This window comes from Sphingobium salicis subsp. salicis, from assembly GCF_049472635.1.
Lineage (GTDB): Bacteria > Pseudomonadota > Alphaproteobacteria > Sphingomonadales > Sphingomonadaceae > Sphingobium > Sphingobium yanoikuyae_A.
In genome coordinates, this window is the sequence record NZ_JAYRCS010000001.1 from 3,492,663 (window position 1) to 3,518,285 (window position 25,623).

At 65.6% G+C, this 25,623-nt stretch carries 34 protein-coding genes; 21 read left to right on the forward strand and 13 right to left on the reverse strand.

Annotated elements, in window-relative coordinates; translation table 11 throughout:
• Positions 1-34: 34 nt before the first annotated feature.
• Entirely contained in the window at positions 35-706 is a 672-nt protein-coding gene (locus tag VHN57_RS16735) for an OmpW/AlkL family protein (protein ID WP_278986447.1), read from the forward strand.
• Positions 707-788: 82 nt separating this feature from the next.
• On the opposite strand, the gene VHN57_RS16740 is transcribed toward VHN57_RS16735, so the two are convergent.
• Positions 789-1,292, reverse strand: coding sequence for a GNAT family N-acetyltransferase (locus VHN57_RS16740; protein ID WP_010339656.1), 504 nt, complete (start codon positions 1,290-1,292; stop codon positions 789-791).
• Positions 1,293-1,452: 160 nt separating this feature from the next.
• Here VHN57_RS16740 and VHN57_RS16745 point away from each other — a divergent pair, with 160 nt between their 5' ends.
• From VHN57_RS16745 to VHN57_RS16770, 6 genes are all read left to right on the forward strand, one after another.
• Positions 1,453-2,268 (forward strand): universal stress protein, encoded by an 816-nt coding sequence (locus VHN57_RS16745; protein WP_278986445.1) that lies wholly within the window; start codon positions 1,453-1,455, stop codon positions 2,266-2,268.
• A gap of 20 nt (positions 2,269-2,288) precedes the next feature.
• On the forward strand, positions 2,289-3,434 hold the full coding sequence (locus VHN57_RS16750; RefSeq protein WP_004208555.1) for a sensor histidine kinase: 1,146 nt from the start codon (positions 2,289-2,291) through the stop codon (positions 3,432-3,434).
• Positions 3,431-4,048 carry a response regulator FixJ gene (gene fixJ / locus VHN57_RS16755; RefSeq protein ID WP_017500116.1) on the forward strand — a complete coding sequence of 206 codons (618 nt, stop codon included), beginning with the start codon at positions 3,431-3,433 and terminating at the stop codon, positions 4,046-4,048. The genes VHN57_RS16750 and fixJ overlap by 4 nt, the downstream gene beginning before the upstream one ends.
• A gap of 64 nt (positions 4,049-4,112) precedes the next feature.
• Positions 4,113-4,871: a Crp/Fnr family transcriptional regulator gene (locus tag VHN57_RS16760; RefSeq protein WP_423284628.1), complete on the forward strand. Its 759-nt coding sequence runs from the start codon at positions 4,113-4,115 to the stop codon at positions 4,869-4,871.
• Between the two features lie 123 nt (positions 4,872-4,994).
• Positions 4,995-5,879: a prolipoprotein diacylglyceryl transferase gene (gene lgt / locus VHN57_RS16765; protein ID WP_069338000.1), complete on the forward strand. Its 885-nt coding sequence runs from the start codon at positions 4,995-4,997 to the stop codon at positions 5,877-5,879.
• The gene (locus VHN57_RS16770) at positions 5,869-6,945 is read left to right on the forward strand and encodes a class I SAM-dependent methyltransferase (RefSeq protein ID WP_017500115.1); all 1,077 of its coding nucleotides are present in this window, start codon (positions 5,869-5,871) and stop codon (positions 6,943-6,945) included. The genes lgt and VHN57_RS16770 overlap by 11 nt, the downstream gene beginning before the upstream one ends.
• Before the next feature lie 186 nt (positions 6,946-7,131).
• On the opposite strand, the gene gmk is transcribed toward VHN57_RS16770, so the two are convergent.
• Positions 7,132-7,797, reverse strand: a complete 666-nt coding sequence (gene gmk, locus VHN57_RS16775; protein ID WP_004208560.1) for a guanylate kinase — start codon at positions 7,795-7,797, stop codon at positions 7,132-7,134.
• Between the two features lie 75 nt (positions 7,798-7,872).
• On the opposite strand from gmk, the gene VHN57_RS16780 reads away from it, so the two are divergent.
• Positions 7,873-8,424 carry a DUF2585 domain-containing protein gene (locus tag VHN57_RS16780; protein WP_278985731.1) on the forward strand — a complete coding sequence of 184 codons (552 nt, stop codon included), beginning with the start codon at positions 7,873-7,875 and terminating at the stop codon, positions 8,422-8,424.
• Here the strand turns inward: VHN57_RS16780 and VHN57_RS16785 are convergent.
• Together VHN57_RS16785 and fumC are read right to left on the reverse strand one after the other, a co-directional pair.
• Entirely contained in the window at positions 8,421-8,777 is a 357-nt protein-coding gene (locus VHN57_RS16785; RefSeq protein ID WP_278985730.1) for a hypothetical protein, read from the reverse strand. The genes VHN57_RS16780 and VHN57_RS16785 overlap by 4 nt on opposite strands.
• A 48-nt stretch (positions 8,778-8,825) precedes the next feature.
• Positions 8,826-10,211, reverse strand: coding sequence for a class II fumarate hydratase (gene fumC / locus VHN57_RS16790; protein ID WP_037521156.1), 1,386 nt, complete (start codon positions 10,209-10,211; stop codon positions 8,826-8,828).
• 225 nt (positions 10,212-10,436) lie between these two features.
• Between fumC and VHN57_RS16795 the strand changes: the two genes are divergently transcribed.
• The gene (locus VHN57_RS16795) at positions 10,437-11,126 is read left to right on the forward strand and encodes a hypothetical protein (RefSeq protein WP_037521157.1); all 690 of its coding nucleotides are present in this window, start codon (positions 10,437-10,439) and stop codon (positions 11,124-11,126) included.
• A 27-nt stretch (positions 11,127-11,153) separates the two neighbouring features.
• Here VHN57_RS16795 and VHN57_RS16800 read toward each other — a convergent pair whose 3' ends face one another.
• Positions 11,154-11,630, reverse strand: coding sequence for an SspB family protein (locus VHN57_RS16800; protein WP_004208566.1), 477 nt, complete (start codon positions 11,628-11,630; stop codon positions 11,154-11,156).
• A 98-nt stretch (positions 11,631-11,728) separates the two neighbouring features.
• On the opposite strand from VHN57_RS16800, the gene hisB reads away from it, so the two are divergent.
• The 8 genes from hisB to VHN57_RS16840 all read left to right on the forward strand — a co-directional run bounded on the left by hisB (position 11,729) and on the right by VHN57_RS16840 (position 16,345).
• Positions 11,729-12,316, forward strand: coding sequence for an imidazoleglycerol-phosphate dehydratase HisB (hisB, locus tag VHN57_RS16805; protein WP_007710360.1), 588 nt, complete (start codon positions 11,729-11,731; stop codon positions 12,314-12,316).
• A gap of 28 nt (positions 12,317-12,344) precedes the next feature.
• Positions 12,345-12,632, forward strand: coding sequence for a YciI family protein (locus tag VHN57_RS16810; RefSeq protein ID WP_004208568.1), 288 nt, complete (start codon positions 12,345-12,347; stop codon positions 12,630-12,632).
• Positions 12,629-13,243 (forward strand): imidazole glycerol phosphate synthase subunit HisH, encoded by a 615-nt coding sequence (gene hisH, locus VHN57_RS16815; RefSeq protein ID WP_278985729.1) that lies wholly within the window; start codon positions 12,629-12,631, stop codon positions 13,241-13,243. The genes VHN57_RS16810 and hisH overlap by 4 nt, the downstream gene beginning before the upstream one ends.
• Before the next feature lie 27 nt (positions 13,244-13,270).
• A complete protein-coding gene (gene hisA / locus VHN57_RS16820; protein WP_004208570.1) occupies positions 13,271-14,008 on the forward strand; it encodes a 1-(5-phosphoribosyl)-5-[(5-phosphoribosylamino)methylideneamino]imidazole-4-carboxamide isomerase in 738 nt (245 codons plus the stop codon).
• A gap of 120 nt (positions 14,009-14,128) precedes the next feature.
• On the forward strand, positions 14,129-14,893 hold the full coding sequence (gene hisF / locus VHN57_RS16825; RefSeq protein ID WP_278985728.1) for an imidazole glycerol phosphate synthase subunit HisF: 765 nt from the start codon (positions 14,129-14,131) through the stop codon (positions 14,891-14,893).
• A 177-nt stretch (positions 14,894-15,070) separates the two neighbouring features.
• Positions 15,071-15,319, forward strand: a complete 249-nt coding sequence (locus tag VHN57_RS16830; protein ID WP_004208572.1) for a PEP-CTERM sorting domain-containing protein — start codon at positions 15,071-15,073, stop codon at positions 15,317-15,319.
• A 42-nt stretch (positions 15,320-15,361) separates the two neighbouring features.
• Positions 15,362-15,682: a phosphoribosyl-ATP diphosphatase gene (locus VHN57_RS16835; protein ID WP_069338017.1), complete on the forward strand. Its 321-nt coding sequence runs from the start codon at positions 15,362-15,364 to the stop codon at positions 15,680-15,682.
• Between the two features lie 84 nt (positions 15,683-15,766).
• Positions 15,767-16,345 carry a hypothetical protein gene (locus VHN57_RS16840; RefSeq protein WP_125997359.1) on the forward strand — a complete coding sequence of 193 codons (579 nt, stop codon included), beginning with the start codon at positions 15,767-15,769 and terminating at the stop codon, positions 16,343-16,345.
• Here VHN57_RS16840 and VHN57_RS16845 read toward each other — a convergent pair.
• Positions 16,325-17,227, reverse strand: coding sequence for a histone deacetylase family protein (locus tag VHN57_RS16845; RefSeq protein WP_125997358.1), 903 nt, complete (start codon positions 17,225-17,227; stop codon positions 16,325-16,327). The two genes, VHN57_RS16840 and VHN57_RS16845, sit on opposite strands and share 21 nt — an antisense overlap.
• A 57-nt stretch (positions 17,228-17,284) precedes the next feature.
• Here VHN57_RS16845 and VHN57_RS16850 point away from each other — a divergent pair, with 57 nt between their 5' ends.
• The 3 genes from VHN57_RS16850 to VHN57_RS16860 are packed head-to-tail and all read left to right on the forward strand — an operon-like array spanning position 17,285 to position 19,807.
• Positions 17,285-18,745 carry a L,D-transpeptidase family protein gene (locus VHN57_RS16850; protein WP_278985727.1) on the forward strand — a complete coding sequence of 487 codons (1,461 nt, stop codon included), beginning with the start codon at positions 17,285-17,287 and terminating at the stop codon, positions 18,743-18,745.
• 5 nt (positions 18,746-18,750) lie between these two features.
• The gene (locus VHN57_RS16855) at positions 18,751-19,071 is read left to right on the forward strand and encodes a hypothetical protein (protein WP_010339642.1); all 321 of its coding nucleotides are present in this window, start codon (positions 18,751-18,753) and stop codon (positions 19,069-19,071) included.
• Between the two features lie 52 nt (positions 19,072-19,123).
• Positions 19,124-19,807 (forward strand): murein L,D-transpeptidase catalytic domain family protein, encoded by a 684-nt coding sequence (locus VHN57_RS16860; RefSeq protein ID WP_037521167.1) that lies wholly within the window; start codon positions 19,124-19,126, stop codon positions 19,805-19,807.
• Positions 19,808-19,852: 45 nt separating this feature from the next.
• On the opposite strand, the gene VHN57_RS16865 is transcribed toward VHN57_RS16860, so the two are convergent.
• From VHN57_RS16865 to VHN57_RS16895, 7 genes are all read right to left on the reverse strand, one after another.
• Positions 19,853-20,578, reverse strand: coding sequence for a hypothetical protein (locus VHN57_RS16865; RefSeq protein ID WP_010339640.1), 726 nt, complete (start codon positions 20,576-20,578; stop codon positions 19,853-19,855).
• Between the two features lie 98 nt (positions 20,579-20,676).
• The gene (locus tag VHN57_RS16870) at positions 20,677-21,372 is read right to left on the reverse strand and encodes an ATP12 family chaperone protein (protein WP_004208581.1); all 696 of its coding nucleotides are present in this window, start codon (positions 21,370-21,372) and stop codon (positions 20,677-20,679) included.
• Positions 21,369-21,623, reverse strand: coding sequence for a hypothetical protein (locus tag VHN57_RS16875; RefSeq protein WP_278395485.1), 255 nt, complete (start codon positions 21,621-21,623; stop codon positions 21,369-21,371). Before VHN57_RS16875 ends, VHN57_RS16870 begins: the two co-directional genes overlap by 4 nt.
• Positions 21,620-22,279 (reverse strand): HAD-IA family hydrolase, encoded by a 660-nt coding sequence (locus VHN57_RS16880; protein WP_278395487.1) that lies wholly within the window; start codon positions 22,277-22,279, stop codon positions 21,620-21,622. The genes VHN57_RS16875 and VHN57_RS16880 overlap by 4 nt, the downstream gene beginning before the upstream one ends.
• A gap of 11 nt (positions 22,280-22,290) precedes the next feature.
• Complete coding sequence (locus VHN57_RS16885) at positions 22,291-23,643, reverse strand: RluA family pseudouridine synthase (protein WP_278985725.1); 1,353 nt, start codon at positions 23,641-23,643, stop codon at positions 22,291-22,293.
• Positions 23,640-24,026: a fluoride efflux transporter CrcB gene (gene crcB / locus VHN57_RS16890; RefSeq protein WP_010339636.1), complete on the reverse strand. Its 387-nt coding sequence runs from the start codon at positions 24,024-24,026 to the stop codon at positions 23,640-23,642. The genes VHN57_RS16885 and crcB overlap by 4 nt, the downstream gene beginning before the upstream one ends.
• 44 nt (positions 24,027-24,070) lie before the next feature.
• On the reverse strand, positions 24,071-25,033 hold the full coding sequence (locus tag VHN57_RS16895; protein WP_278985724.1) for a DMT family transporter: 963 nt from the start codon (positions 25,031-25,033) through the stop codon (positions 24,071-24,073).
• On the opposite strand from VHN57_RS16895, the gene VHN57_RS16900 reads away from it, so the two are divergent.
• Complete coding sequence (locus VHN57_RS16900) at positions 25,032-25,610, forward strand: Lrp/AsnC family transcriptional regulator (RefSeq protein WP_010339634.1); 579 nt, start codon at positions 25,032-25,034, stop codon at positions 25,608-25,610. The two genes, VHN57_RS16895 and VHN57_RS16900, sit on opposite strands and share 2 nt — an antisense overlap.
• Positions 25,611-25,623 lie beyond the last annotated feature (13 nt).

Genomic DNA, 25,623 nt, shown 5'->3' on the forward strand with positions numbered 1-25,623 from the left:
ATCACTGACCCACGATCAGGGATGGAGAAAAGACATGCACTTGAAAAAGATGATGATTGTCGCCGCGATGGGCGCCATGGGCACGGCGCTGGCCGCTGCCCCGGCCCAGGCCAAGCAGGGCGACGTGCTGGTGCGCGTGCGCGGCATCATGGTCGCCCCCACCGAAAAGAGCGGCAGCATCCTGCCCGGCTTCCCCGGCGAGAAGGTGTCGGTGAACAACGGCATCGCGCCCGAAGTCGACGTCACCTACATGGCGACCGACCATATCGGCTTCGAACTGATCGCCGCGACCACCAAGCATAGCGCCAGTGGCCGCAGCGGCACCACCGGCGGGATCGGCAAGCTGGCCTCCACCTGGGTGCTGCCGCCGACGCTGACGATGCAATATCACCCGATCGTCGAGGGCCATGTCCGCCCCTATATCGGCGCCGGCGTCAACTATACGCTGTTCTATAACGAGGATGCGTCGAGCGGGCTGGAGGATGCGGTCGGCAAGACCAAGGTCCATATGTCCGACAGCTTCGGCTGGGCCGGCCAGGTCGGCGTCGACATCGACCTCAACGACAAGATCTTCCTCAACCTCGACGTCAAATATATCGACATCGACACCAGGGTGCGGCTGACCACCGCGGCGGCCGGCACCCAGAACGTCAAGGTATCGCTCGATCCCTTCGTGTTCGGCGTGGGTGTCGGCATGCGCTTCTGATCCTCCGGGGGGGGTGGACCAGAAGGAAGGGCCCGGAGCGGATCGCCGCTCCGGCCCCTTCATCATTTCACCAGCGATGCGATCAGAAACGCTTTTCCAGGATCAGCAGCGACGGCTCGTCATCGACGCTGCGGGCGACAAAGCCCTGTTCGCGCTCCAGCTCGATCGCGGCATGATTGGCGCGGCTCTCGATCGCCTGGAGCAGGCCCACGCCCATTTCCTGCGCGCGGTCGGTGGCGTGGCGCAGCATGCTCCAGCCCACGCCCTTACCGCGATGGTCGGCACGTACCGAAATCGCGACTTCGGCGCGGGTCCGGTCGGGATCGGCGGCCAGGGTCGCGGCGGCCAGGATGGCGCCCTTCTCGTCGGTCGCCAGGAAGGTCTCGCAATTGTCGGGGTCGCCATGGATCAGATCATGAATCTGCCCGGCGCTGACGCCCGGCGCGCTGCTGAGGAAGCGGAAGCGGCGATCATCATCGGACACGGCCGAAAAGAAATGGGCCAGCGCCTTGGCATCGCCATCCTGCGCCGGGCGCACCTGGACACGAATGCCGGTGCGGGTTTCCAGAATATCCTTGTCGGTCATGAAGAAGGCATCCCTTGCTATGATCGTTGCCCACCAAATGTGCCATCGGATCGGCGATCGAAATAGGGAAATTTGCGGATAGAGACGAGCCGAGCGGGCTACTAGTCAGGATGACGATCATGCGGCGCTGCATCGGCGCCCTCTTGTCGGGACATGTTCGATGAAGACCATCTTGCTGCACATCCGCGCGGACAACGGCATGGAAAGCCGCCTGCAGGCCGCGTTCGACCTGTCGCGCGCGACCGGCGCCCATATCAGTTGCCTGCAGATCGCGCCGCTGCCCGAACTGGTCGCCGCCGATCTCTATGGCAGCGGCTATCTGGTGCCCGAGGCGATCGATGCGGTGCGCCGCCAGGACGAGGAAATGCGGCGCGCCCTGGAGGAGCGGTTGCGGCGCGAGGGCATGGCGTGGGACTGGCATTATCGCAGCGGAGACCTGGTCCAGGGCCTGCTGGAAACCGGTCGCCTGGCCGACGCGATGCTCGTTTCCCTGCCGCCGCCGGGCCGCCGGCAGGCCGATGATCCAGCGCCGATCGTCGCCGACCTGGCGGTCAACAGCCGCGCCCCGGTGCTGGCGATCCCGAGCATGGCCAAGGGCTTTCGCTGCACCGGCCGGGCCATGGTCGCCTGGGACGGATCGCATGAGGCGGCGTCGGCGCTGACCGCGAGCCGCACCCTGTTGCGGGTGGCGAGCGAGGTCCATGTCGTCACCGTCGACGAGCGCACGAAGCGCGATTTCCCGCCGACCGACGCGGCCGAATATCTCTCGCGCCACGGCATTGCGGTCGAGATTCACGAATGGCCGCGCAAGGATCGCAGCGTGGAAGAAGCGCTGTCCCATGCCTGCCATGAACTGTCGATCGACTGGATGGTGATGGGTGCCTTTGGCCACAGCCGGCTGCGGGAAACCATTTTTGGCGGCGTAACCCGCTATATTCTGGCCGAAACACGGGTTCCGCTCTTGCTGGCGCACTGATTTACGGTCAGTGATCGGACATGGCGTTCAACGATGGCGATCCGCAGGATAATGCGACCAGCCGGGAACAGGCTCTGCTGGGATCGATCCTGGCAACGGTGCCCGATGCGCTGATCGTGATCGACGCGACCGGGCATATCGTCTCGTTCAGCCCGGCCGCCCAGCGCATGTTCCAATATGCCGAAGCCGATGTGCTGGGCCGCAATGTCGCGATGCTGATGCCCTCGCCCGATCGCGAGCGCCATGATTCCTACCTGCAACATTATCATGATACCGGCGAGAAGCGGATCATCGGCATCGGCCGACTGACCACCGCGCGCCGGCGCGATGGCTCCACCTTTCCAATCGAGCTGGCGGTCGGCGAAGTGCAGGACCATGGCGAAAAGCTGTTCACCGGCTTCGTGCGCGATCTGACCGATCGGCAGAAGGCCGAGCGACGCCTGCAGGATCTGCAGGCCGAACTCAGCCATGCCGCCCGCGTCACGGCGATGGGCACGCTGGCTGCGGCGCTGGCGCATGAACTGAACCAGCCGCTGACCGCGATCGCCAATTATATGGAGGCAGGCCGCGACCTGCTGCGCACCGATGCGCCGGTCGACCGCGACTTGCTGGGCGAGGCGATGGACGAAGCCGCGCGCCAGGCGATGCGCGCGGGCCAGATCATCCGGTCGCTGCGGGAGTTCATCCGTCGCGGCGAAGCCGATCGCCAGGCCGAACCGGCGGCCACGCTGCTGGCCGAGGGGGTCGCGCTGGCCTTCATCGGCATCGACAGCCGGGGCATCGACATGGACATCGTCGTCGACCCGCGCGTCGGCCGGGTGATCGCCAATCGCGTGCAGGTGCAGCAGGTCATCATCAACCTGGTGCGCAATGCGGTCGAGGCGATGGACGGCCGCAATCGCCGCATCCTGCGCCTGTCGGCAGTGCCGGCCGAGGACGGACAGGTCGAACTCATCATCGCCGACAGTGGCCCCGGCCTCGATCCGGCGGTCGCGCGATCGCTCTTCACCCCGTTCAGCACGACCAAACCCGCCGGCATGGGCGTGGGCCTGTCGATCAGCCGCACCATCGTCGAAGGGCATGGCGGACGGATCTGGGCCGACGCCTCGCACTGGGGCGGCGTCGCCTTCCACTTCACTCTCGATTCTGCGGACCGCCTGCCATGAGCCTGCCCACCGACCAGCCCATCCATGTCGTCGATGATGATGAGGCGATCCGCCGGTCGCTCTCTTTCATGCTCAAGACCAGCGGCTTTTCGGTGCGGCTTTTCTCGGGCGGCACCGAATTCCTCAAGGAAGTCGGGACGCTGGAGGGCGGCTGCGTGCTGCTGGACGTGCGCATGCCCGACATTGACGGGCTGGAAGTGCAGCGCGAACTGCGCGCGCGCGGCATGATGCTGCCGGTCATCATCATGACCGGCCATGGCGATGTCGGCATGGCGGTCGCCGCGATGAAGGCGGGCGCCACCGATTTCATCGAAAAGCCGTTCGAGAAGGCGGCATTGCTCGCCGCGATCGAAGCCGCCTGCGCGCAGGCAAGCGCCGACCAGGGCCGCAACAGCCAGCGCGAGACTGCCCGCGCCCGGCTCAACATCCTGACCGATCGGGAACGCGAAGTGCTCAAGGGGCTGGTCGACGGCCTGCCCAACAAGACGATCGCCTATGACCTGGGCATCAGCCCGCGCACGGTGGAGATTCATCGCGCCAATCTGATGCAGAAGCTGCAGGTCCACAGCCTGTCTGAAACGCTGCGCATCGCCTTCCAGGCTGGGCTCGAATAGGACAGAAAGTCCCATAGGGGATTTACGGATAGTGCCCGCCCCGCCGCCGCGCCAAGCAGCGATCATGAACATGCATTTTGATCTCGCGCAAACCCTGCCCGGCGGCATGCCCGTTCCTGCCCCCTGCTCCGACGCCAGCTTCTGCCAGCGCTGCGAGGTGCGCGACCGCGCCATCTGTGCCACGCTGGAAGAGGATGAGCGCGGCGCGCTCAATCGCCTGGGCCGGCGCGTCACGATCGCGGCGGGGCAGACGGTGATGTGGGAAGGCGACGACGCCACCATCGTCGCCAATGTGATCGACGGCACGCTCAAATTGTCGGCCTCGACCGGCGACGGGCGCGAACAGATTGTCGGCGTGGTCTATCCGTCCGACTTCATCGGCCGCCCCTTCGGCCGCAGCACGCCGCACAGCGTCACGGCGCTCACCGACGCGCGCCTCTGCCTCTTCACCCGTGGCGCCTTTGACGGCTTTGCCCGCGAGCATCCCGAGCTGGAGCATCGACTGCTGCAACGCACGCTCGACGATCTCGACCGGGCGCGCAGCTGGATGCTGCTGCTCGGCCGCAAGAATGCGCGCGAGAAGATCGCGACCTTCCTGCTCGACATGTCGCGCCGTCTGGCCCGTGAAGGCCTGCCCCCGCTCGACCGGTTCGACCTGCCACTATCGCGCCAGCAGATCGCCGACGTGCTGGGCCTGACGATCGAGACGGTGAGCCGGCAACTGACCGACCTCAAGCGCATCGGCATCATCGCCCTGCCCGGCCGCCGCATGGTGGAAATCCGGGATCGCGCGGCGCTGCTGGACTGTAGCGAAGCGGCCTGAGCCCGCCGCGCCGGGCATGCCCGGCCTATTTGCCCCGATCATCCTGCAATCGGGATCGCCCCTCTTCATCTTGCCGGCCGCTTGTTCTATGGCCGCAGGCCTGATTGCCGAGGGAATGCCATTTTGATCCTGGACCTTGTCGCCGCCGCTTCGAGCGCCATCCGCTTCGACCAGCTGGGGCTCAGCCCCGTCGCCCTGGACCTGGGCTTCTTCACGCTCAAATGGTATAGCCTGGCCTATCTGGCCGGCATCCTGATCGGCTACTGGTATCTCTTGAAGCTCATTGCCCAGCCCGGTTCGCCGATGGCCCGGCGCCACGCCGACGACATGATCTTCTATGCGACGCTGGGCATCATCATCGGCGGCCGGCTCGCCTATGTCTTCTTCTACCAGCCCGAAATCCTCCAGCACCCGCTGGACATCTTCAAGCTGTGGAATGGCGGCATGTCCTTCCATGGCGGCGCGGCCGGCGTGTCGCTCGGCATCCTCTACATGGCGCGCAAGGAGAAGCTGAGCTGGCTGCGCATCCATGACTATGTCGCCTGCGTCGTGCCCTTCGGCCTGTTCTTCGGCCGCCTCGCCAATTTCGTGAATGGCGAGCTATGGGGCAAGGAAACCGACGTGCCCTGGGCGATGCGCTTCCCCGAACAGATTGCCGGCGTCTGGACCATCGGCCCGCCGCGTCATCCGAGCCAGCTTTACGAAGCCTTTTTCGAAGGCATCATCCTGTTCTGCATCCTCGCCTTCGCCTTCTGGAAGACCAAGGCACGCTACAAGCCGGGCATGCTGGTCGGCCTGTTCGTCTTCTTCTATGGCGTGTTTCGCTTCGGCGTCGAATATTTCCGCGAGGCCGATGCCCAGCTGATGGAATTCGCCGCCCGCACCGGCCTGCACATGGGCCAGTGGCTGTGCGTGCCGATGATCCTGGGCGGCCTCTACCTGATCGTCACCGCCAAGGGCCGGCGCGTGCGCGTGGAACCGATCGCGGGCAGCGCCAGTGTCAGCTGACGCCCTGCCCGGCGCGATGGGCCTGCCCGAGCGCCTGGCCCGCCAGATCGATGCCGGCGGGCCGATCTCCGTCGCTCATTATATGGGCGAGGCGAACCAGCATTATTATGGCACGCGCGATCCGCTGGGGCTGGAGGGGGACTTCACCACCGCCCCGGAAATCAGTCAGATGTTCGGCGAACTGATCGGCCTGTGCCTGGCCGATGTCTGGCTGCGATCGGGCCGGCGCGCCGATCCGCTCTATGTCGAACTCGGGCCGGGTCGCGGCACGCTGGCCGGCGATGCGCTGCGCGCGATGGAAGGCGCCGACGTCACCTCGCGCATCCATTTCGTCGAAACCAGCCCGACCCTGCGCGAGCGGCAGCGCGCCCAGATTCCCCATGTCGTCCATCATGACAGCGTCGAAAGCCTGCCCGACCAGTCGCCACTGCTGGTGGTCGCCAATGAATTTTTCGATGCCCTGCCCGTGCGGCAGATGATCCGCGTCGGTGACGAATGGCGCGAACGGGTGGTGATCCGTCGCGAGGAAGAGGGCCGCTTCATGGCGGTGCCGGGCTATCGCCGGATCGAATCGGGCCTGCCGCCGATCGCCGCGCAGGCCCCCGAAGGCGCGATCATCGAAGTGGCGCAGGCCGGCGCCACCGCGGGCTATGCCCTTGCCAGCCGGATCGCGCGCCAGGGCGGCGTCGCGATCATCATCGACTATGGCTATGAAGGCCCAGCCCTGGGCGACACGCTGCAGGCGGTGAAGAACCACCAGTTCACCGATCCCTTCACCGATCCAGGCGAGAGCGACCTCACCACCCATGTCGATTTCACGATGCTGGCCAATGTCGCGCGCCAGGCCGGGCTGCGCGTCCATGGCGCGGTGACGCAGGGCCATTTCCTCCAGCATCTGGGCATCGACGTGCGCGCATCCGTGCTGGCCAAGGGCAGCCCGCAGCGCGCCGCCGAACTGGAGGCGCAACGCCACCGCCTCACCGACGAGGCGGAGATGGGGACATTGTTCAAGGTGATGGCCTGGGTCCACCCCGACTGGGCCGACCCGGCAGGATTCGAGAAATAGCGGCCCCGTCAGCCGCTAGTGGTCCGATTCTGACATTCGATACCGCTTGAGGCGATGTCGCACACGAATGTCAGAATCTGTTCGGACCACTAGAAATATTTGTTTCTAGTGGATTTTACGATTTTGACATTTGCAAATCCAGCCCATCGACAAGGGATGCAAATGTCAAAATCAATCCACTAGACCTCAATCTTCCTGATGATAACGGCTGAGGCGGCGGATGAAGCCGATCAGGCCGGTCTGGCGGCTGCGCTTCATCCGTTCGGCGTGCAGGATGGTGCGCACGCGCTCGAAACATTCCTCGACGTCGACATTGCACAGCACATAGTCATAGCCGTCCCAATGGGCGATTTCACCCGCGGCGCGCGCCATGCGGCCCTCGATCACTTCGTTGCTGTCGGTCGCGCGACCACGCAGACGCTTTTCCAGTTCCTCCATCGAGGGCGGCAGGATGAAGATGCGGACCACGTCGCCGCCGGCAATCTGATGCAGCTGCTGCGCGCCCTGCCAGTCGATGTCGAACAGCACATCCTTGCCGCTCTTGAGCATCGCCTCGACCGGCGCGCGTGGCGTGCCATAGCGCTGGCCGAAGACATGCGCCCATTCCAGAAACTCATGGTCGTTCGCCATGCGGCGAAACTCTTCCAGGTCGACGAAATGATAATCCTTGCCATCGACTTCGCCCGGCCGGATCGTCCGCGTCGTCGCCGACACCGACATCGACAGGTCCGGTTCGCAGGCCAGCAATTTGCGTGCAATCGTCGACTTGCCGGCGCCCGAGGGCGAGGACAGGACAAAGAGAACGCCGCGGCGCTTGAAATCGGGGGTGTCGGTGGGAATGTTGTCGGCCATGGCCGCTAGTGGCGTCGTGGACGGGATTTTGCAAGAGGTTGGGGGAGAAGAGGCTTGGCGCGATCGCGTAAAGGAATGAAACAGCGGGGCTTTATCCTCGCCCTGCTGATCGCGCTGGGGGCAGCGGCGATCCTCTATCTGATGGGGCGCCCGCCGATCTGCACCTGTGGCACGATCGCGCTATGGCATGGGCCGATCGACAGCGGCAACAGCCAGCATCTGTCCGACTGGTACAGCCTCAGCCACATCATCCACGGCTTCCTCTTCTATGGCGCGACCCATTTGCTGATGCGCCGCAGGCCGCTCGGCATCCGCCTGTCGGTGGCGGTGGCGATCGAGGCGGCGTGGGAGATCCTTGAAAATTCACCGATCATCATCGACCGTTACCGCACGGCGACGATCGCGCTCGGCTATTCGGGCGATTCCATCCTCAATTCGATGAGCGACATCGGCATGATGGCCCTGGGATTCCTGTTCGCGTCGCGCGCGCCCGTCTGGCTGACAGTCATCATCGCGATCGGCTTTGAACTGCTCGCACTGGCGGTGATCCGCGACAATCTGACGCTCAATGTCCTGATGCTCGCCTGGCCGGTCGACGCGATCAAGGAATGGCAGAGCGCGCTTTAGCCCGCCTTCTTGCGGGCGGCCCGTGCCTCGTCGATCAGGATCGGCTTGGCGCTGGCATCGGTCAGCAGCTTGGTCGCCATCTTGCGATCGGCTTGCCGCTTCGCCTCATAGAGCTTGCCCGCCAGATAAGCGCCGGTGAGGACCATGGCGCCGACCGGGTAGCGCATGATGAGGCGCTTGGCCCCGGCCCCGGCGATCAGGCCGATCACGCCCTTCTTACCCGTGTCGGCGGCGACCCGAGCGGCCACCACCGTCGCGCCGAGCCGTGCCGCCTTGCGAAACAGGCTCGACTTGCGAACGCGCGTCGCGGTGGACGGAAGCTTTGCGGCGGTCGGGGCGGGCGTTTTCTTCATAGGGGATTAATGTATCGCACCCGCCCCGGTTCCGCCAGTTGATCTGGATCAGACCATATTTTCCGGCCGCACCAGCCGGTCGAAGGTCGGCTCATCGACCAGCCCCAGTTCGAGGCCCGCCTGCTTGAGCGTCAGCCCCTTCTTGTGCGCATGCTTGGCGATGGTCGCGGCATTGTCATAACCAATCTCCGGCGCCAGCGCGGTCACCAGCATCAGCGAGCGTTCGACCAGTTCGGCGATCCGGCCCTCATTGGCCTGCATCCCTTCGACGCAGCGCTCGGCGAAGCTTTCCATGCCGACGCTGAGCAGATGGATCGAGCGCAGCACATTGGCGCCGATCAGCGGCATGAAGACATTGAGTTCGAAATGGCCCTGCATGCCGCCGACGGTCACTGCCTGATGATTGCCGATCACCTGCGCCGCCACCATGGTCAGCGATTCGCACTGGGTCGGGTTGACCTTGCCCGGCATGATCGAGCTGCCCGGCTCATTGGCGGGCAGGTCCAGCTCGCCCAGGCCCGAGCGCGGGCCGGAGCCCAGGAAGCGGATGTCGTTGGCGATCTTGGTCAGCGCCACCGCCAGCGTGTTGAGCGCGCCGGAGAAGAAGACCAGGCCATCCTTGGCGGCCAGCTGCTCGAACTTGTTGGGCGCGCTTTCGAACGGCGTGCCGGCAATGTCGCTGATCGCGGCCGTCATGTCGTCCGCCCAGCCATCGGGCGCGTTGAGGCCGGTGCCGACCGCCGTGCCGCCGATCGCCAGCTTGCGGATATTGCCGTTCAACGCGCCTTCGATCCGCGCCTTGCTGCTGACCAGCTGCGCGGCATAGCCGGAAAATTCCTGGCCCAAGGTCAGCGGCGTCGCATCCTGCGTATGGGTGCGGCCGATCTTGACGATATGACCCCAGCCTTCCGCCTTGGCGGTCAGCGCGCCGGTCAGCTTTTCGAGCGCCGGAATCAGCTTGTCGCGGGTCGCCAGCACGGTCGCGACATGCAGCGCGGTCGGGAAGCTGTCGTTGGACGACTGGCTCATGTTTACATGGTCGTTGGGGTGGACCGGGCTCTTGCCGCCGCGCGTGCCGGCCAGCTGCTCATTGGCATAGCCGGCAATCACCTCATTGACGTTCATGTTGGTCTGGGTGCCGCTGCCCGTCTGCCAGATGACGAGCGGGAACTGGTCGTCGAGCGCGCCGGAGACGATCTGCTGCGCGGCATTCTCGATGCCCGCGACGATCGTCGCGTCTAGGCCATGTTTCGCATTCACCCGCGCCGCCGCCTGCTTCACGATCGCCTGCGCATGGACGATGCCGATCGGCATCCGCTCGGTCGCGCCGAAGGGGAAATTCTCGATGCTGCGCTGGGTCTGGGCGCCCCAATAGGCGTCGGCCGGCACCTCGATGGCGCCAATGCTGTCGGTTTCGGTGCGGGTAGCGGACATTCAGAACTCCCAGTTAAGAATCAATCGCAAAACTGGTTCCGATGTAGGGCCGGGGCGGGAAATTCCAAGGCGAAACTTGCGAATATCGCATATCCCTATGGCCCATCCGCACGGCGGGCCACAGGCCGTCATGCAGAGGCAGGATCTGCGCCTTTACCGGGGTTTACCGCAATTGATCGGCGCACGCGGCCCGATATCCTGCCCGGCATCCAGGAGGAAAACCGCATGTCCGATCGTCCCGTCCTTGCCCTCCTCCTCTGCCTTGCCGCCACGACGGCTCCGGTCCACGCAGCAGAAGAAGAAAAATCGTCCGACGACCCCACCAAGATCGCGACCAAGGTCGGCATCACCCGCGCCTCCGACGAATTTTCGCTGTCCGGATCGGTCGCGGTCGGCCCCAAGCTGAAATTCAATGCCCGCGTGTCGGAATCGGGCCTCTGGTCGGTCGGCGCATCCTATCTGTTTCCGGTCGCGATCCTGACCTTCTCGGCCGGCAAAAGTCATTTCGATTCGGGCGTGGAACAGACGCGCTATTCGCTCGGCGGCTTCGTGCCGCTGTCGCAAGTCGGCCTCAAGACCGGCAAATTGCAGATGTTCGTGCCGTTCGGCTACAGCTATACCAAGGGGCATGGCCCGGTCAGCGATATCGACCAGAGCGATGGCCTGCCGATCGCGCTCAGCAGCAACAGCGGCTATGTCGGGCTGTTCCTGTTGCGGCCGCTGGGACCGAAGCTGACCGCGATGGCGGGCGGCAATGTGACCAAGGGCACCCATGATTTTTCGGGCGTGGCGCTGGGTGGTGGCCTGTCCTACCATCTTACGCGTCGCGACACGGTCGGCGCCAATATCAGCTATGTCGACAATAGTTTCGGGACGAGCCAGAAGCTGCGCTTCTCCTATCGCCACGAATTTTGAGCCTGCGGCCGATGCCGGCCGCCGGGCTCACTTCTTCTTGCCGAAATCCACCGTGACGACGTTGGAGCCATCCTCGGTCGTGACCAGCGGCGCGTCATTTTCGGCCACGTCATGGGGTTCGGGCTCTTCGTCGGCCTGAACCTGGAACTGCAGCGCGAAATTGACGGCGGGATCGACGAAGGCGGTGATCGCGCTGAAGGGAATGACCAGATGCGCCGCGACCTGGTTGAAGGTCAGGCTGACCTCGAAATGGCGGTCGCTGACCTTGAGATCCCAGAACTTGTTCTGGAGGACGATGGTCATCTCGTCCGGGAAACGTTCCGACAGATGCTTGGGGATATCCACCCCGGCGGCATGGGTCTTGAACGTGATGTAGAAATGATGCGCACCCGGCAGGCCGCCGGTCTGCTGCACTTCGCCCAGCACGCGGCCGACGACTGCACGCAGGGCCTCCTGCACGATTTCGTCATAGGGAATCAGGCTGTCGGGCAGGTCTTCACTCATGGGGCATATGTCCTAACGACGCGAAAGCGGCGGTCAACCCCCGCCCGAGAGGTACATCATCAGATTGCATGGCGCGCGCGACGCGCTATAGGGCGCGCATGCGCACGGCCGAGATTCACCGCAACACTGCGGAAACGCAGATCGACGTGACCGTCAACCTCGACGGCACCGGTCTTTACACCGTCTCCACCGGGATCGGTTTCCTCGACCATATGATCGAGCAGCTGTCGCGTCACTCGCTGATCGACATGACCGTCAAGACCGTCGGCGACCTGCATGTCGACCAGCATCATACCACCGAGGATACGGCGATCGCAATCGGCGAGGCGCTGGCCAAGGCGCTGGGCGACAAGCGCGGCATCAGCCGTTACGGCAGCGTCTATTCGCCAATGGACGAAACGCTGAGCCGCGTCGCGCTCGACATTTCCGGCCGCCCCTGGCTGGTGTGCAAGCTGCCCTTCACCGTCACCAAGGTTGGCGAATGGGACACGGAAATGGTGGAGCATTTCTTCCACAGCCTGGCCCAGGCCGCCGGTATCACCCTGCACATCGAGCTGCTCTATGGCAGCAACAATCATCATATCGTCGAAAGCGCGTTCAAGGGCCTGGCCCGCGCGCTGCGCCAGGCGGTGGAGATCGACCCGCGCAAGGCCGACGCCATCCCCTCGACCAAGGGCATGCTCTAAGCATCACTTCCATAGAAAGGCCGACCGCATGTTCATCATTTCGCTGACCTATACGGCGCCGATCGATGTGCTGGACGGCCATCTGGCCGATCATCGGGCCTGGCTGGACCAGGGCATTGCCGATGGCTGGCTGCTGCTCGCCGGCCGACGCGAACCGCGCACCGGCGGCATCCTGCTGGCGCGCGGCGAACGCGACGAGATCGCGGCGAAGGCAGCGACCGATCCCTTCGTCGTCAACGGCGCGGCATCGTTCGACCTGATCGAGTTCCTCCCGGCGCGCGCCGCCAGCGTCAATCTGGACACGCTGCTGCCATGACCATCGCCCTGATCGATTATGGCGCGGGCAATCTCCACTCGGTCCACAATGCGCTGCGCAAGGCGGGTGCCGATGATGTGACCATCACCGCCGATGCCGATGTCGTGGCCAGGGCCGACCGCATCGTGCTGCCCGGCGTCGGCGCCTTCCGCGCCTGCCGCGATGCCTTGGTCGCGATCCCCGGCATGGTCGACGCGATGAACGAGGCGGTGAACCAGCGCGGCGTCCCCTTTCTGGGTGTATGCGTCGGCATGCAATTGCTCGCCGACGCCGGCGAGGAGTTCGGCCGGCATGAGGGGCTGGGCTGGATTCCCGGCACGGTGCGCCTGATCGAACCGACCGATGCCGCGATCAAGGTGCCGCATATGGGCTGGAACGATGTGGTGCTGAACGGCAAGCCCCCCCTGATCGAGGCCGGCGAGGCCTATTTCCTGCACAGCTATCATTATGAGGCCGCCGACCCGGCCCATATCGCCGCCGTCACCGATCATGGCGGACCGCTGGTCGCCGCCGTCGCGCGCGACACCATCATCGGCTGCCAGTTCCACCCGGAAAAGAGCCAGCGCTACGGCCTGTCCTTCCTCTCCCGTTTTCTCGACTGGCGCCCCTGAGGCCCCGCTCGCGCAAAGGTTACGTCCATGTCCCTGATCGTCTTCCCCGCCATCGACCTCAAAGGCGGCCAGGTCGTCCGCCTGGCCGAGGGCGACATGGACCGCGCCACCGTCTATGGCGACGATCCCGCCGCGCAGGCGCTGATCTTTGCCGCGGCCGGCGCCCAGCATATCCATGTCGTCGATCTCGACGGCAGCTTTGCCGGCCATGCGGTCAATGCCGAAGCGGTCGAACGCATCGTCGAGGCCTTTCCCGGCCATGTCCAGCTGGGCGGTGGCATCCGCAATCGGGAATCGGTCGAACGCTGGTTTGACCTGGGCGTATCGCGCATCGTGATCGGCACCGCTGCGCTGAAAGACCCCGCCTTCGTCAAGGCGGCGGCGCGCGACTTTCCGGGCGGCATCGTCGTCGCGGTCGATGCGCGCGACGGCTTCGTCGCCACCGACGGCTGGGCGGAAAAGAGCGACATGCCGGTGATCGACCTCGCCCGCCGGTTCGAGGATGCCGGCGTCGCCAGCCTGCTCTTCACCGATGTCGGCCGCGACGGCCTGCTCAAGGGCGTGAATATCGATGCGACCGTCGATCTCGCCCGCGCCACCGACATGCCGGTGATCGCCAGCGGCGGCGTGGCGGGGATCGCGGATATCCGCGTCCTCAGCCTCCATGCCGATGACGGGATCGAGGGCGTCATCACCGGCCGCGCCATCTATGACGGCCGCCTCGACCTCAAGACCGCGCTCGCGGTCGCGCAGGCGGCAGCTTGAACATATTACCGTTCGGGCTGAGCGAAGTCGAAGCCCAGGCCTGAGCGGAGCGAAGGCCCTCACTATGTTCGGGCGAGCCCTTCGACTTCGCTCAGGGCGAACGGAAAAAGGAAAATTGTCATGACCGTCCGCACCCGCGTCATTCCCTGCCTCGACGTTGCCAATGGCCGCGTGGTGAAGGGCGTCAATTTCGTCGACCTCAAGGATGCCGGCGATCCGGTGGAGCAGGCCAAGCTCTATGACGCGGCCGGCGCCGACGAGCTCTGCTTCCTCGACATCACCGCAACTCATGAGGCGCGCGGCACCATATTGGACGTGGTGCGCCGCACCGCCGAAGTCTGCTTCATGCCCGTCACCGTCGGCGGCGGCGTGCGCAGCGCGGAGGACGCCCGCGCCCTGCTGCTGGCGGGCGCGGACAAGGTGGCGGTAAACAGCGCCGCCGTCGCCCGGCCCGAACTGGTGGCCGACATCGCCGACCGCTTCGGCGCGCAGTGCATCGTCGGCTCGGTCGATGCCCGCAAGGTGGGCGAAGGCAAGTGGGAAATCTTCACCCATGGCGGCCGCAAGCCGACCGGCATCGACGCGCTGGAGCATGCGCTGCGCCTGGCGGAGCTTGGCGCAGGGGAACTGCTCGTCACCTCGATGGACGGCGATGGCACCAAGCAGGGCTATGACCTGGCGCTGACCCGCATGATCGCCGATGCCGTGTCGATCCCGGTGATCGCCAGCGGCGGCGTCGGCACCCTCGACCATCTGGTCGCGGGCGTGGTCGAAGGCCATGCCAGCGCGGTGCTGGCCGCTTCGATATTTCACTTCGGTCAACATACTATTGCTGAAGCGCATCAGGCGCTGGCCCGCGCCGGCATCCCCGTTCGGGGCCATTAAAGCGCGAAAAAGCGCCAAAATGTCGGGTTAATTGACATTAACCATATGGGGCTTTTGGCGGCCATCGGTCGCCAACCGCAGAAAAACGTCACTTGGCAAAATTGGCACGGTTACTGCGTAGACAGGGCGCAGGGTCGTTTCGAAGCGATTTGTCCATTTTGAAACAGGGTGACTTTTATGCAGATCAGCAAACTTCTTCTCGTAGCGGGTTCGGCCAGCCTGATGGGCCTCGCCATCCCCGCCCCCGCCAACGCCACCTTCTGCTGGTTCAAGTGCGGCGGCTCCAGCGGCGGCGGCACCTCGTCGGGTGGCAGCAGCGGTGGCACGCCGACCCCGGTGCCTGAGCCCGAACAGATGGCGCTGTTCGGCATGGGCGCCGCCGTTCTGGCCGGCCGCGTCTTCTTCGCGCGCCGCAAGCAGAAGTAAAATTCATTTGACGGGTCGCGCGCGGGACGCTTGATGCAGCCCATGCGCGCGACCCTTCAAACCCTCGAACAGACCATCGCCGAGCGACGGAAGGCCGATCCATCGGCATCCTATGTGGCGAAGCTGACCGCCCGCGGCCGGGGCAAGATCGCCCAGAAGGTCGGCGAGGAAGCGGTCGAGGCGGTGATCGCCGCCATGGCCGACAATCGGGCTGAACTGGTCGGCGAAAGCGCGGACCTCCTCTTCCACCTGCTGGTGCTGCTGGCCGATTGCGGCATTCCCTTCGACGATGTGCTGAACGAACTGGACCGGCGCGAAGGCCTGTCGGGCCTGGTCGAAAAGGCCGCCCGTCCAAAGGATTGATCCGCTCCACGGAAAGACATTGCCTTCCCGGCGTTTGTAGATCAGCCTCCAGTGTCGGAGCGCGTTGGAACGGGGAGTGAAGGCATGATGCTGCGGACCATCCTGGGCGGACTGCTTGGCGGTTTCGCCATGTTCATCATCGGCTTCCTCTTCTGGGGCACGCCCCTGAGCGCGCTGGCGCTCAGCCGTGCCGATCCGCAGGCGGGCGCCAATCTCCAGGCCGCGATGGCGCAGGCGCTGGCCCGCAGCGGCACCGGCGTCTATGTCATCCCCGATCCCGCCACGGCGCAGGGCACCATCCTCTATGGCAAGGGGCCGGTGGCGATGCTTTTCTACAATAATGGCGGCTTCCCGGTGATGGACGGCTCCAGCCTGATCGGCGGGCTGCTGCTGGCGCTGGCCACCGGCGTGCTGATCGCGCTCGCGCTGCGCTTCGTCACCGGCGACTTCAACAGCCGGGCGCGTGTGTCGATCCTGTTCGCGCTCGCCACCGTGCTGTGGCTGCATATCGGCCAGGCTGTGTTCAACCATGCGCCCTGGGGCTACAGCCTCTATCTGGCGCTGAGCGATCTGGTTGCGCTGAGCGTGGCCGGGCTGATCGCCGCGAAGCTGATGGAAGGGCGCGCCGCGAGGCCCAGCGCGTCAGACAGCACGCTCCACTGACGCCATCCGCAACATGCAGGCGGCATGGCGCCGCGCGACCGCCATCCGGTCCGGGCCATAGCCGCCTCCCATGCAACTGGCGACCGGGATGGCGCGCGCCAGCGCCTGACGCATCACCAGCCCGTCGCGCGCGGCCAGCCCCTCGTCGCTGAGCGCCAGCCGGCCCAGCCGATCATCCGCATGACCGTCCACCCCGGCCTGATACAGGATCAGGTCCGGCGCGAAATCATCCAGCACGCGCGGCAGCATCTCGCCCAGCGCCGCCAGATAGTCCGCATCGCCGGTATCGTCGGCCAGGCCCAGATCCAGGCTCGAGCGCGCCTTGCGCACCGGGAAATTCTTCTCCGCATGGATCGACAGGGTGAAGACATCGCCCCGCCCCGCCATCAGCGACGCCGTGCCATCGCCCTGATGCACGTCAAGATCGAGGATCAGGATGCGGTTCGCATCCCCCTCCGCGATCAGTCGGTTGGCCGCGATCGCCAGATCGTTGAACACGCAATAGCCCGCACCGCTGTCGGCCAGCGCATGGTGGCTGCCCCCGGCGGCATTGGCGGCATAGCCATGGACCAGCGCCAGCTTCGCCGCCAGCCAGGTGCCGCCGGGGGACAGCAGCGCCCGGCGCATCACCCGCTCGGTTACCGGAAAGCCGATCCGCCGTTCCTTTTCGGGCGGCACGGCGAGCGCCAGCACCTCTTCGACATAGGCGGGATCATGCACCGCCGCGATCCAGGACGCGGGCATCGGATCGGGCGCATGAACGGTCATCGGCGCGCCACTGTCGGCCAGCGCGTCCATCACCAGGCCATATTTGTCGAAGCGCGCCTGCTGGCCGTCTGTGGCCGGGGAGACATAGGCGGGATGGTGAACGACGTGCAGCATGATCTTTTCCCGCTATCGCGATTTGATAGATGGCCGCTTTGCGCTATCTGGTCCAGCATGAACCGTCCCGATTTGATCCGTTTCCTCGCCCTGCCCCTGCTGGCCGCCACCGCCATCCCGGCCGTCGCGCAGCCGCCGGCCGTGACACCGACCCAGAGCGCGCCGCCGGCCGGCCAGGTCGTGCTGCCACCGCCGATGGCGGTGATGCCCCCGCCCGTGCCGTTGCCCGCCCTGTCGCAGGCGCAGGATGACTGGGCGAATGAATGGCTGAAAAGCGGCATGGCCGAAGGGCTGATGGCGCGCAGCAAGCCGACTGCACCGATGCACGGGCAGCAATTGCTGAACGCATTGCTGGATCGCGGTCGCGCCCTCAGCACCGGCCGGGTCGATACCGCCGATTTTCTGGAAGTCTGGGCGCTGCGCCCCGCCGCCTTCGATCCGCGCCCCTCACTCGCCAAGGCGATTGCCGAGGATCGGCTGCCGCAATGGGCCGCCAGCCTGACCCCGCCCTATTCGGGCTATGACGGGCTGCGCAAGGGCCTCGCCACCTATGAGAAGATCCGTGACACCGGCGGCTGGCCCAGCCTGTCGGCCGGCGCCTCGGCCGATGTCGTGCGCGCCCGCCTGGCGCTGGAGGACAAGAGCGTCACCGGCACCGAGCCGCTGACCGCCGCGCTGCAACGCGCGCAGCGCCGCTATGGCCTCAACCCCACCGGCCTGCTCGACGCGCGCACCCTGACCACGCTCAACGTGTCGGTGGATGATCGCATCGCCGCGATCATGGCCAATATGGAACGCTGGCGCTGGATGCCGCGCGAATTGCCGGTCAACCGCGTCCAGGTGAACATCGCCGCCGCCGTGCTGACCGTGTTCCAGGGCGACGAACCCGTCACATCGATGCGCGCCGTCACCGGCAGCCCGACCAACCAGACGCCGATGCTGTCGTCGAACATCCATTCCATCGTGGTCAATCCGCCCTGGAACGTGCCGATGTCGATCGCCAGGAAGGAACTGTTCCCCAAGGGCCGCGCAACCCTGGCCAAGCAGGGCTACAAGATCGTGAAGACGCCCGAGGGCGGCGAGCGCATCGTCCAGCCCGCCGGCCCCAACAGCGCGCTCGGCCGGCTGAAGTTCGATTTCAACAATCCCTTCGCCGTTTATCTGCACGATACGCCTTCGCGCGGAAAATTCTCCAGCTATGACCGGCTTGCCAGCCATGGCTGCATCCGCCTGGAAAAGCCGGTATCGCTGGCCGAACTGATGGTGGCGAGCGATCCCAGCCTGTCGGGCCAGATCCAGAGCCTGATCGACACCAACAAGACCCAGCGCGTGTCGCTGCCCTCGCAGGTCGCGGTCTATCTGCTTTACTGGACCGCCTTTGCCAGCAGCAACGGCACCATGAACTTCCGCGCCGATCCCTATGACTGGGACAAGCTGCTGGCCCAGAAGATCGAGGCCTCCAGCCGCCGCGTCGACCCCACTGCGGTCAATTCGACCGCCCCCGCAGCCAAGGACTGATCCCCATGCGCCATTTTGCCCGCCCCCTGACCTTCGCCGCCCTGTCGGGCGCGCTGCTTCTTGCCGCCTGCGGCCAGAAGGAAGAGGAAGCCCCGGCGACCAATAATCTGGTCGAACCGCCGGTCGAGAATGTCATCGTGAACGAGCCGGAAGCACTGCCGCCTGAGCCGGAAAATGTCGTTACCCCGACTCCGGCACCGCCGCCGTCCGTGTCGGAACAGCAACAGATTCTGGATGATGCCGAAGCCAGTGGCATGACCTCGCGCCTGCGCGAAAACGGCGAGGGGAGCCAGGGAGCGGACGAAGCGGGCAATAGCAGCCTGTGACGAAGGGCGCCCCCGTCTTGGAGCGGGGGCGTTGATTTGTTATAGACGGCACATGGATCGCCGCAAATTCACGAAGTTCGCTTTAAGCGGACTCGCCCTTTCGTTTTTGACCGACAGTGTTGGCAAGGCCGCACTTCCGGTAGCGCCTGAACCCGCGAACCGTCCTCCGGTTCCCGCGACTCCATCGGCCGCACCGATTTTTTCGCGCAAGCCCTATGCGCTGCTGCTGGAGGAGGCCAAGGCCGCACTCGACCAGCATGCGCGCGACTTCACTTTGCGCGACCGCATCGCCATTGCCGACTTCAATGCGCCGTCGAAGGAATTTCGGTTCCATATCGTCGACCTGATCGGTGGCCAGGCCAACAGCTATCTGGTGTCGCACGGTCGCGGGTCCGATCCGGGCCATTCGGGCTGGCTGCAGAGCTTTTCCAACGAGCCCAATTCGCTCGCAAGTTCGTCGGGCGCCTACAAGACGCTGACCGTCTATGATGGCCAGCATGGCCGTTCGATGCGGCTGGCTGGGCTCGATCCGCAGAACAACAATGCCGAAATGCGCGCCATCGTCATCCATGGCGCCGACTATGTCAGCGAGGACCATGTCGCCGCCTGGGGCAAGTGCGGCCGTAGCGAGGGCTGTTTCGCGCTCGCCCGCCACATGGTGCCGCAGGTATTGGGCATGCTGGGGCCGGGCCGCATGGTCTATGCCAACAAGATTACCGGCATGGTCGAAGCCTGACCGGCAAAGGCCCCGCCCGGATCACCGGGCGAGGCCTCTTCATGCTCAGCCGGCCTTGACGCCGCTCAGCGCCTGGGCGGCAGGCTTGTTCGACGCATCGACCGAACCGTCGGCCAGCATCGCCTTGCTCATCGTCGCCGCTTCGGTCTTGAGCGCGGCATCATCGGTCGCCTGGCTGGCGCCGATCAGCGCCGACAGCAGGATATTCTTCGTCACCGGATCGGCCGCATTGGCCGCCGCCGACTTGCGGGCCAGGCCCAGCGCTTCCTGATAGAGCGGCGCGGAGCCGGCCTTGTCCTGCGCGCCCAGCTTCTGGTTGCCCAGCTGGATCAGGATACCGGCCAGGATGTTGCGGCTGGTGGCATCGGCGGGCTTGGCCTCCACCACCTTGCGCCAGTGCGGCAGGGATTCGCCATAAAGCGCGATCACCTTGTCCATCTTGCCGAGCGCGCCCTGGGCAGCGGCATCGGCATAAAGCGCGTTGGCGAGGAAATTGACATTGTCGATCTTGGTCGGGTCGACCTCCACCGCGGTGCGGATGGCGGGCATCGCCGCCTCATATTTGGTTGCGGCGGTGGCATTGTCGCCCGCCTGCAGCGCGGTCTGGCCGGCGGTGAAATCGGTCACCGCCTGGTTGAAGGCGTTGATCTGTTCGGGGGTCATCTGGCCGGCGGCGGGGGCAGCGCTGGCTGCCGGGGCATCCTGTGCCAGGGCCGGTGCGGCGAGGGTGGAAAGGGCAAGAAAGGCAGGAACCAAAAGGCGGGACTGCAAGGTCAGGGTCTCCCTGGTCGTTGATCCAATGTGGCGGATGCAGTCAGGGCATCCGCCAACACAAGAATGAACGAACGAGCGGTCCCGTTCCCAGCCCCCTAGGCTCGTGCCATCCCGCAAAAGGCTCGACCCACGGCAAACTCGCCCGCGCGGCGCGCCGAACGGGCCAGCGCTTCGGCATCCTCGCCCCATTGTTCGGCCTGCCAGCGCTCGTCGATCTCGGCCGCTTCCCATACGGAATCTGCGTCGAACGCCTCTTCCAGCACCGCCAGGCCGCAGACCAGCGAGCCGCTCAAGGTCACCAGCCGCGACAAGCCGGCCAGGGTGAAGGGATCCAGTCCGTCCACCGCCGCCGCCAGCCGTTCCAGCGTCGCGTCGGGCTGGGCGACATGGATGATGCCCTGGGTGGTGACGAAGGCAACGTCGTAGCGGGCGCGCGCCCAGTCGAGCAGCGGATCCCAGGCCGCCGCCTGACGCGCGACGAACGCCTCAGGCCCCTCGGCCCGATAGCAGAGCATGTCGGTGCCGCCATATTCGGCGATGTCGGCCGCGAATTTCGCGCGGTTGCCGGCGATATGGTCGATCGCGGCATTGGCAAGGCCGGTGAAGGCCATCGTCGCGGGATCGACCGTCTCGCCCTGGTCGCGCCATTCCTGCGCCACCGCCTCTGCCAGCACCGCATTGGGCAGCGCCAGTTCAGCGCGGGCAGGCGTGCGCACCGGGCGGCCATCCAGCCGGATCGCGAAACCGGCTTCGACCGGCTCGACCGTCACATCCTTGTAGAAACGCTTCACGGGCGGCTCCGCTTGAACAGGGCCAGCATCAGGCGCGGCACGATGATGAACTGGAACAGGCCGGCGACGACCATGATCAGGCCGAACGCCTTGGCCTTGTCACCCTGTACCCAGGAAAAGCGCTGCATGATCGCCAGGAAACCGAACATGACGAGGAAGGCACCCGACAGGCGGAACAGGCCAAGCGCGAAATGGCGCTGGCGCGCGATCTTCTCCGGGTCGGCCGGCGGGATGGGAGGCATGTCGTTCATAGCGCGTCGATATGGCGGCGCAACTCGTCGCTGTCCATCGCCACCGCATGGGCGCCGGCCTGCACCAGTTCGGCCGGCGCATGATAGCCCCAGCCGACGCCGATCGCGCGGGTGCCGGCGGCCAGCCCCATGTCGATGTCGAAATGGGTATCCCCGATCATCACCGTGGTTTCGGGCACCGCGCCCGCCTCCGCCATCGCCTGCAACAGCATCGAAGGGTGCGGCTTGGACGGGTGGCGATCGGCGGTCTGCAGGGTCACGAAATGATGGGCCAGATCATGATGGGCAAGACACAGGTTGAGGCCGCGATCGGACTTGCCGGTGGCGACGCCCAGCAGCCAGCCATCGCCGTCCAGTGCCCGCACCAGGTCGGCCATGCCGGGATAGAGCGGTTCGGACACGGCATTGGCGCTGCGCAGGGCGTGGAAGGCCGCCTTGTAGCGATCGGTCAGCAACTGATGATAGTCCGGCTCCGCATCGGGCAGCAGCCGGGCCATCGCATGGGGCAGCGACAGGCCGACGATCGACAGGATCGCCAGCCGGTCGGGCGGTGCCAGCTTCTCGCCCTCGAAGGCATGGGCCATCGCGGTGCAGATGCTGTGCTGGCTATCGACCAGCGTGCCGTCGCAATCGAAGACGGCAAGGCGGTTGCTCATGCCCCCGCCCCTTATTTCTCGCCGCGACCGCGCCGTTCGCCGCGCCTGCCCTTGCGGATCTGCTTGGCATGGGCGCGGGCCGCTTTCTTCTCATCCTCGCGGGTCGGCGTCCGGTCGATCTCGTCATCCAGCGGCATATCGCCCAGCGACAGGTCGAAGCCGAGCGCGATCAGGCTGTTGAGGAAATGTTCGGGCAGTTCCGCCTTCATGTCGATGCGGCCGCCATCGGGATGGTCGACGCGGATGCGGCGGGCATGGAGGTGCATCTTGCGGCTGATCGATCCGGACAGGAAACTGTCCTTGCCGCCATATTTGCCGTCGCCAACCAGCGGGTGACCGATCGCCGCCATATGGACGCGCAACTGGTGGGTGCGACCGGTATAGGGCTGCAACTCGACCCAGGCGGCGCGATTGCCGGCGCGCTCGATCACGCGATAGCGGGTGCGGGCGGGCAGGCCCTCTTCCTCGTCCACATGCATCTTCTCGCCGCCGGTGCCCGGCTGCTTGGTGATCGGCAGTTCGATCATGCCATCGTCGATGCTGGGCACACCGATGACGATCGCCCAATAGACCTTCCGCGCGGTGCGGCTGGAAAAGGCCTTGGCGAAATGCGCGGCCGAACGGCTGGAGCGGGCGAGCAGCAGCGCGCCCGACGTGTCCTTGTCGAGGCGATGGACCAGCTTGGGCCGGGATTCCGCGTCGAAGATCAGCCCGTCGAGCAGCCGGTCGACATGCTCGTCGGTCTTGGTCCCGCCCTGGGTGGCGAGGCCCGGCGGCTTGTTGATGACGATCGCCTGCTTGTCGCGGTGGATCACCATGTCCTGGACATAGGCGATCTCGTCCTCGGTCAGGTCGATGACGCGGACGCGCTTGGGCTTGTCGGCCGCCGCCACCTTGGGCTCGGCCGGCGGCACGCGGATCATCTGGCCTTCGGCGATGCGGTCGCCGGGCGCGGCGCGGGCGCCATCGACACGCAACTGGCCGGTACGCGACCAGCGCGACACGATGTTGAAGCCGACATCGGGCAAATGCCGCTGGAACCAGCGGTCGAGGCGGATGCCATCGTCATCGGCCTGCACCCGATATTGCCGCACGTCCAGGCTGACGCCCTTGGCCGGATTGGGCTTGGCCGCGACTGCAGGGGCCGGTGCCGCCGCCTTGGCGACGGGGGCCTTGCTGCGGGGCTTACCCACTGACTTGGCGCCGGGCTTGAACGGCCGATCGCCATCCTGTTTGCGCGCGCTTGCCGCCTTGGCGCCGCCACGGGCGCGACCGGGCGCGCCGCTGCGCCCTGCGGGCTTGCTACCGCCGGGCTTGCCGCCCCGTGCCGGACCGCCGGATTTGCCGGGAGGACGCCCCTTCATGCCGCAACACTCCGCATAACCGTAAGACCCAGCGCCAGCGCGGCCACCGCGCCGACCAGCGAGAAGAGCGCATAGCCAAGCGCCAGGCCGATCTGGCCACGCTCGATCATCAGCATCGTCTCCAGGCTGAAGGAGGAAAAGGTGGTAAAGCCGCCCAGCACGCCGACGCCGAGCAGCAGCCGCATCGGTTCGCCCGACGCCGTGCTGCCACGCGCCAGCCATCCGGCGAGCAGCCCCATGGCGAAACCGCCGATCAGATTGGCGGCAAAAGTGCCCCAGGGCCAGGCCGCGCCGGGCGCCATCTGCCCGGCGAACCGCCCCAGCAGATAGCGCAGCGCCGCGCCAACCGCGCCGCCGCCCATAACAAGGAAGATATTGGTCATGATTGTCGCCCTATCGCGATTCCGCCAAAGGGGAAAGGACGCATTCAGGCGGCGATGCTGGCCTCCGCCGGGACGGGACGGCGATGGGCGGCGATGCAGCTCAGCACCGAGAGGATTACCAACACAAATGCCGTGCCCTCCAAGGGCGTCGGCAGCCGCGCTTCCCAGATGAAACCATAGAGCAGGGCAAAGCCGGTTTCGAACAGGATCATCTGTCCCACCATGGTGAGCGGCAGCAGCCGGGTCATGCGATTCCACAGCGCATTGCCGACGATCGATGCGAACAAGGCGACAGCGATCACGACAGCTGCAAAGCGGGTCCAGTCGGCCGCATCATGCGTGCCACTGCCCAGCCACGGCACCAACGGCAGGAACAGCAGCGCCTGCGCCCCGGTGGCAAGACCGATCAGGAAATTCCAATCCTGCGACGTGATCCCGTCCATCCGCCGCAGCCAATGGGCATTGCCGATCGCAAAGGCGGTCCAGGAAATGAGCGCCCCGACAGCGCAGGCGAAGCCGATGATCCGCGTCACCACCGCGCCCCCGCCCGGCATGACGATCGCCTGCCAGCCAATGCACAGGGCACCCGCGACACAGAGCAGCAGCGACGGCGCCAGGTGCCGCAGCGGCACCGCGCCGGCCTGCCGGCTGCCGACGATGGTCACCGCCACCGGCAGGAAGCCGACCACCAGTGAGGTCATGGCAATGCCCCCCATCTGCACCGCGCTCACCAGCAGCACATAATAAAAGAGGTTCCCCGCCAGTGCGAGCCAGGCCAGCGCCCACAGGATGCGCGGCGTCAGCAGCGGCCGGATCGCCCGCCAGCGCGGCGCAACCAGCAGCACGGACATCAGCCCATAGGCCAGATAACGGCCGATCGCCTGTTCAAGCGGGCTGAAGCCCGGCACGATCTCAGGCGCCAGGAAGACGAGGCCCCAGAGCGCCCCCGCCCCCATGCCGCAAAAGATTCCGGCCAGGATCGCGCCGGATGCTCGTGACTGGTTCATGCTCGCATTCCGCCTGTCGAAAATTCAGGTGACGGGAAATATCATCATCGACATGAGAAAGGCGCTCTTGATTGGCCGGTCAAATGCAACAATTACTCATTTCATGAGCCAGACCACCAAGATCGACCATTTCGACCGGGCGATTCTGCGCCTGATCCAGCGCGACACCCGCATGCCCCAGCGCGCGATTGCCGAAGCGGTCAACCTGTCGACCGCCGCCGTGCAGCGCCGCATCGCCGCGATGGAGCGCAGCGGCGTGATCGTGCGCAATGTCGCCATCGTCGATCCCGATCAGGTGGGCCTGGGCGTCACCTCCATCGTCGAGGTCAATCTGGTCGATGAAAAGGCGGCGCGCGTCGACAAGGCCAAGCAATTGTTCCGCGACGCGCCCGAAGTGCAGCAATGCTATTATGTCACCGGCGGCCGCAGCTTCATCATGCTGATCGTCGCGCCCGACATGCGCAGTTACGAAGCGATCACCCGCCGCCTGTTCGCGGAAAATGAATCGGTCGCCAGCTATCACAGCTATCTGGCGCTCAACCGGGTGAAGGCGGGCATGGAACTGGTCATTCCCTGATCCGTGCGCCCCT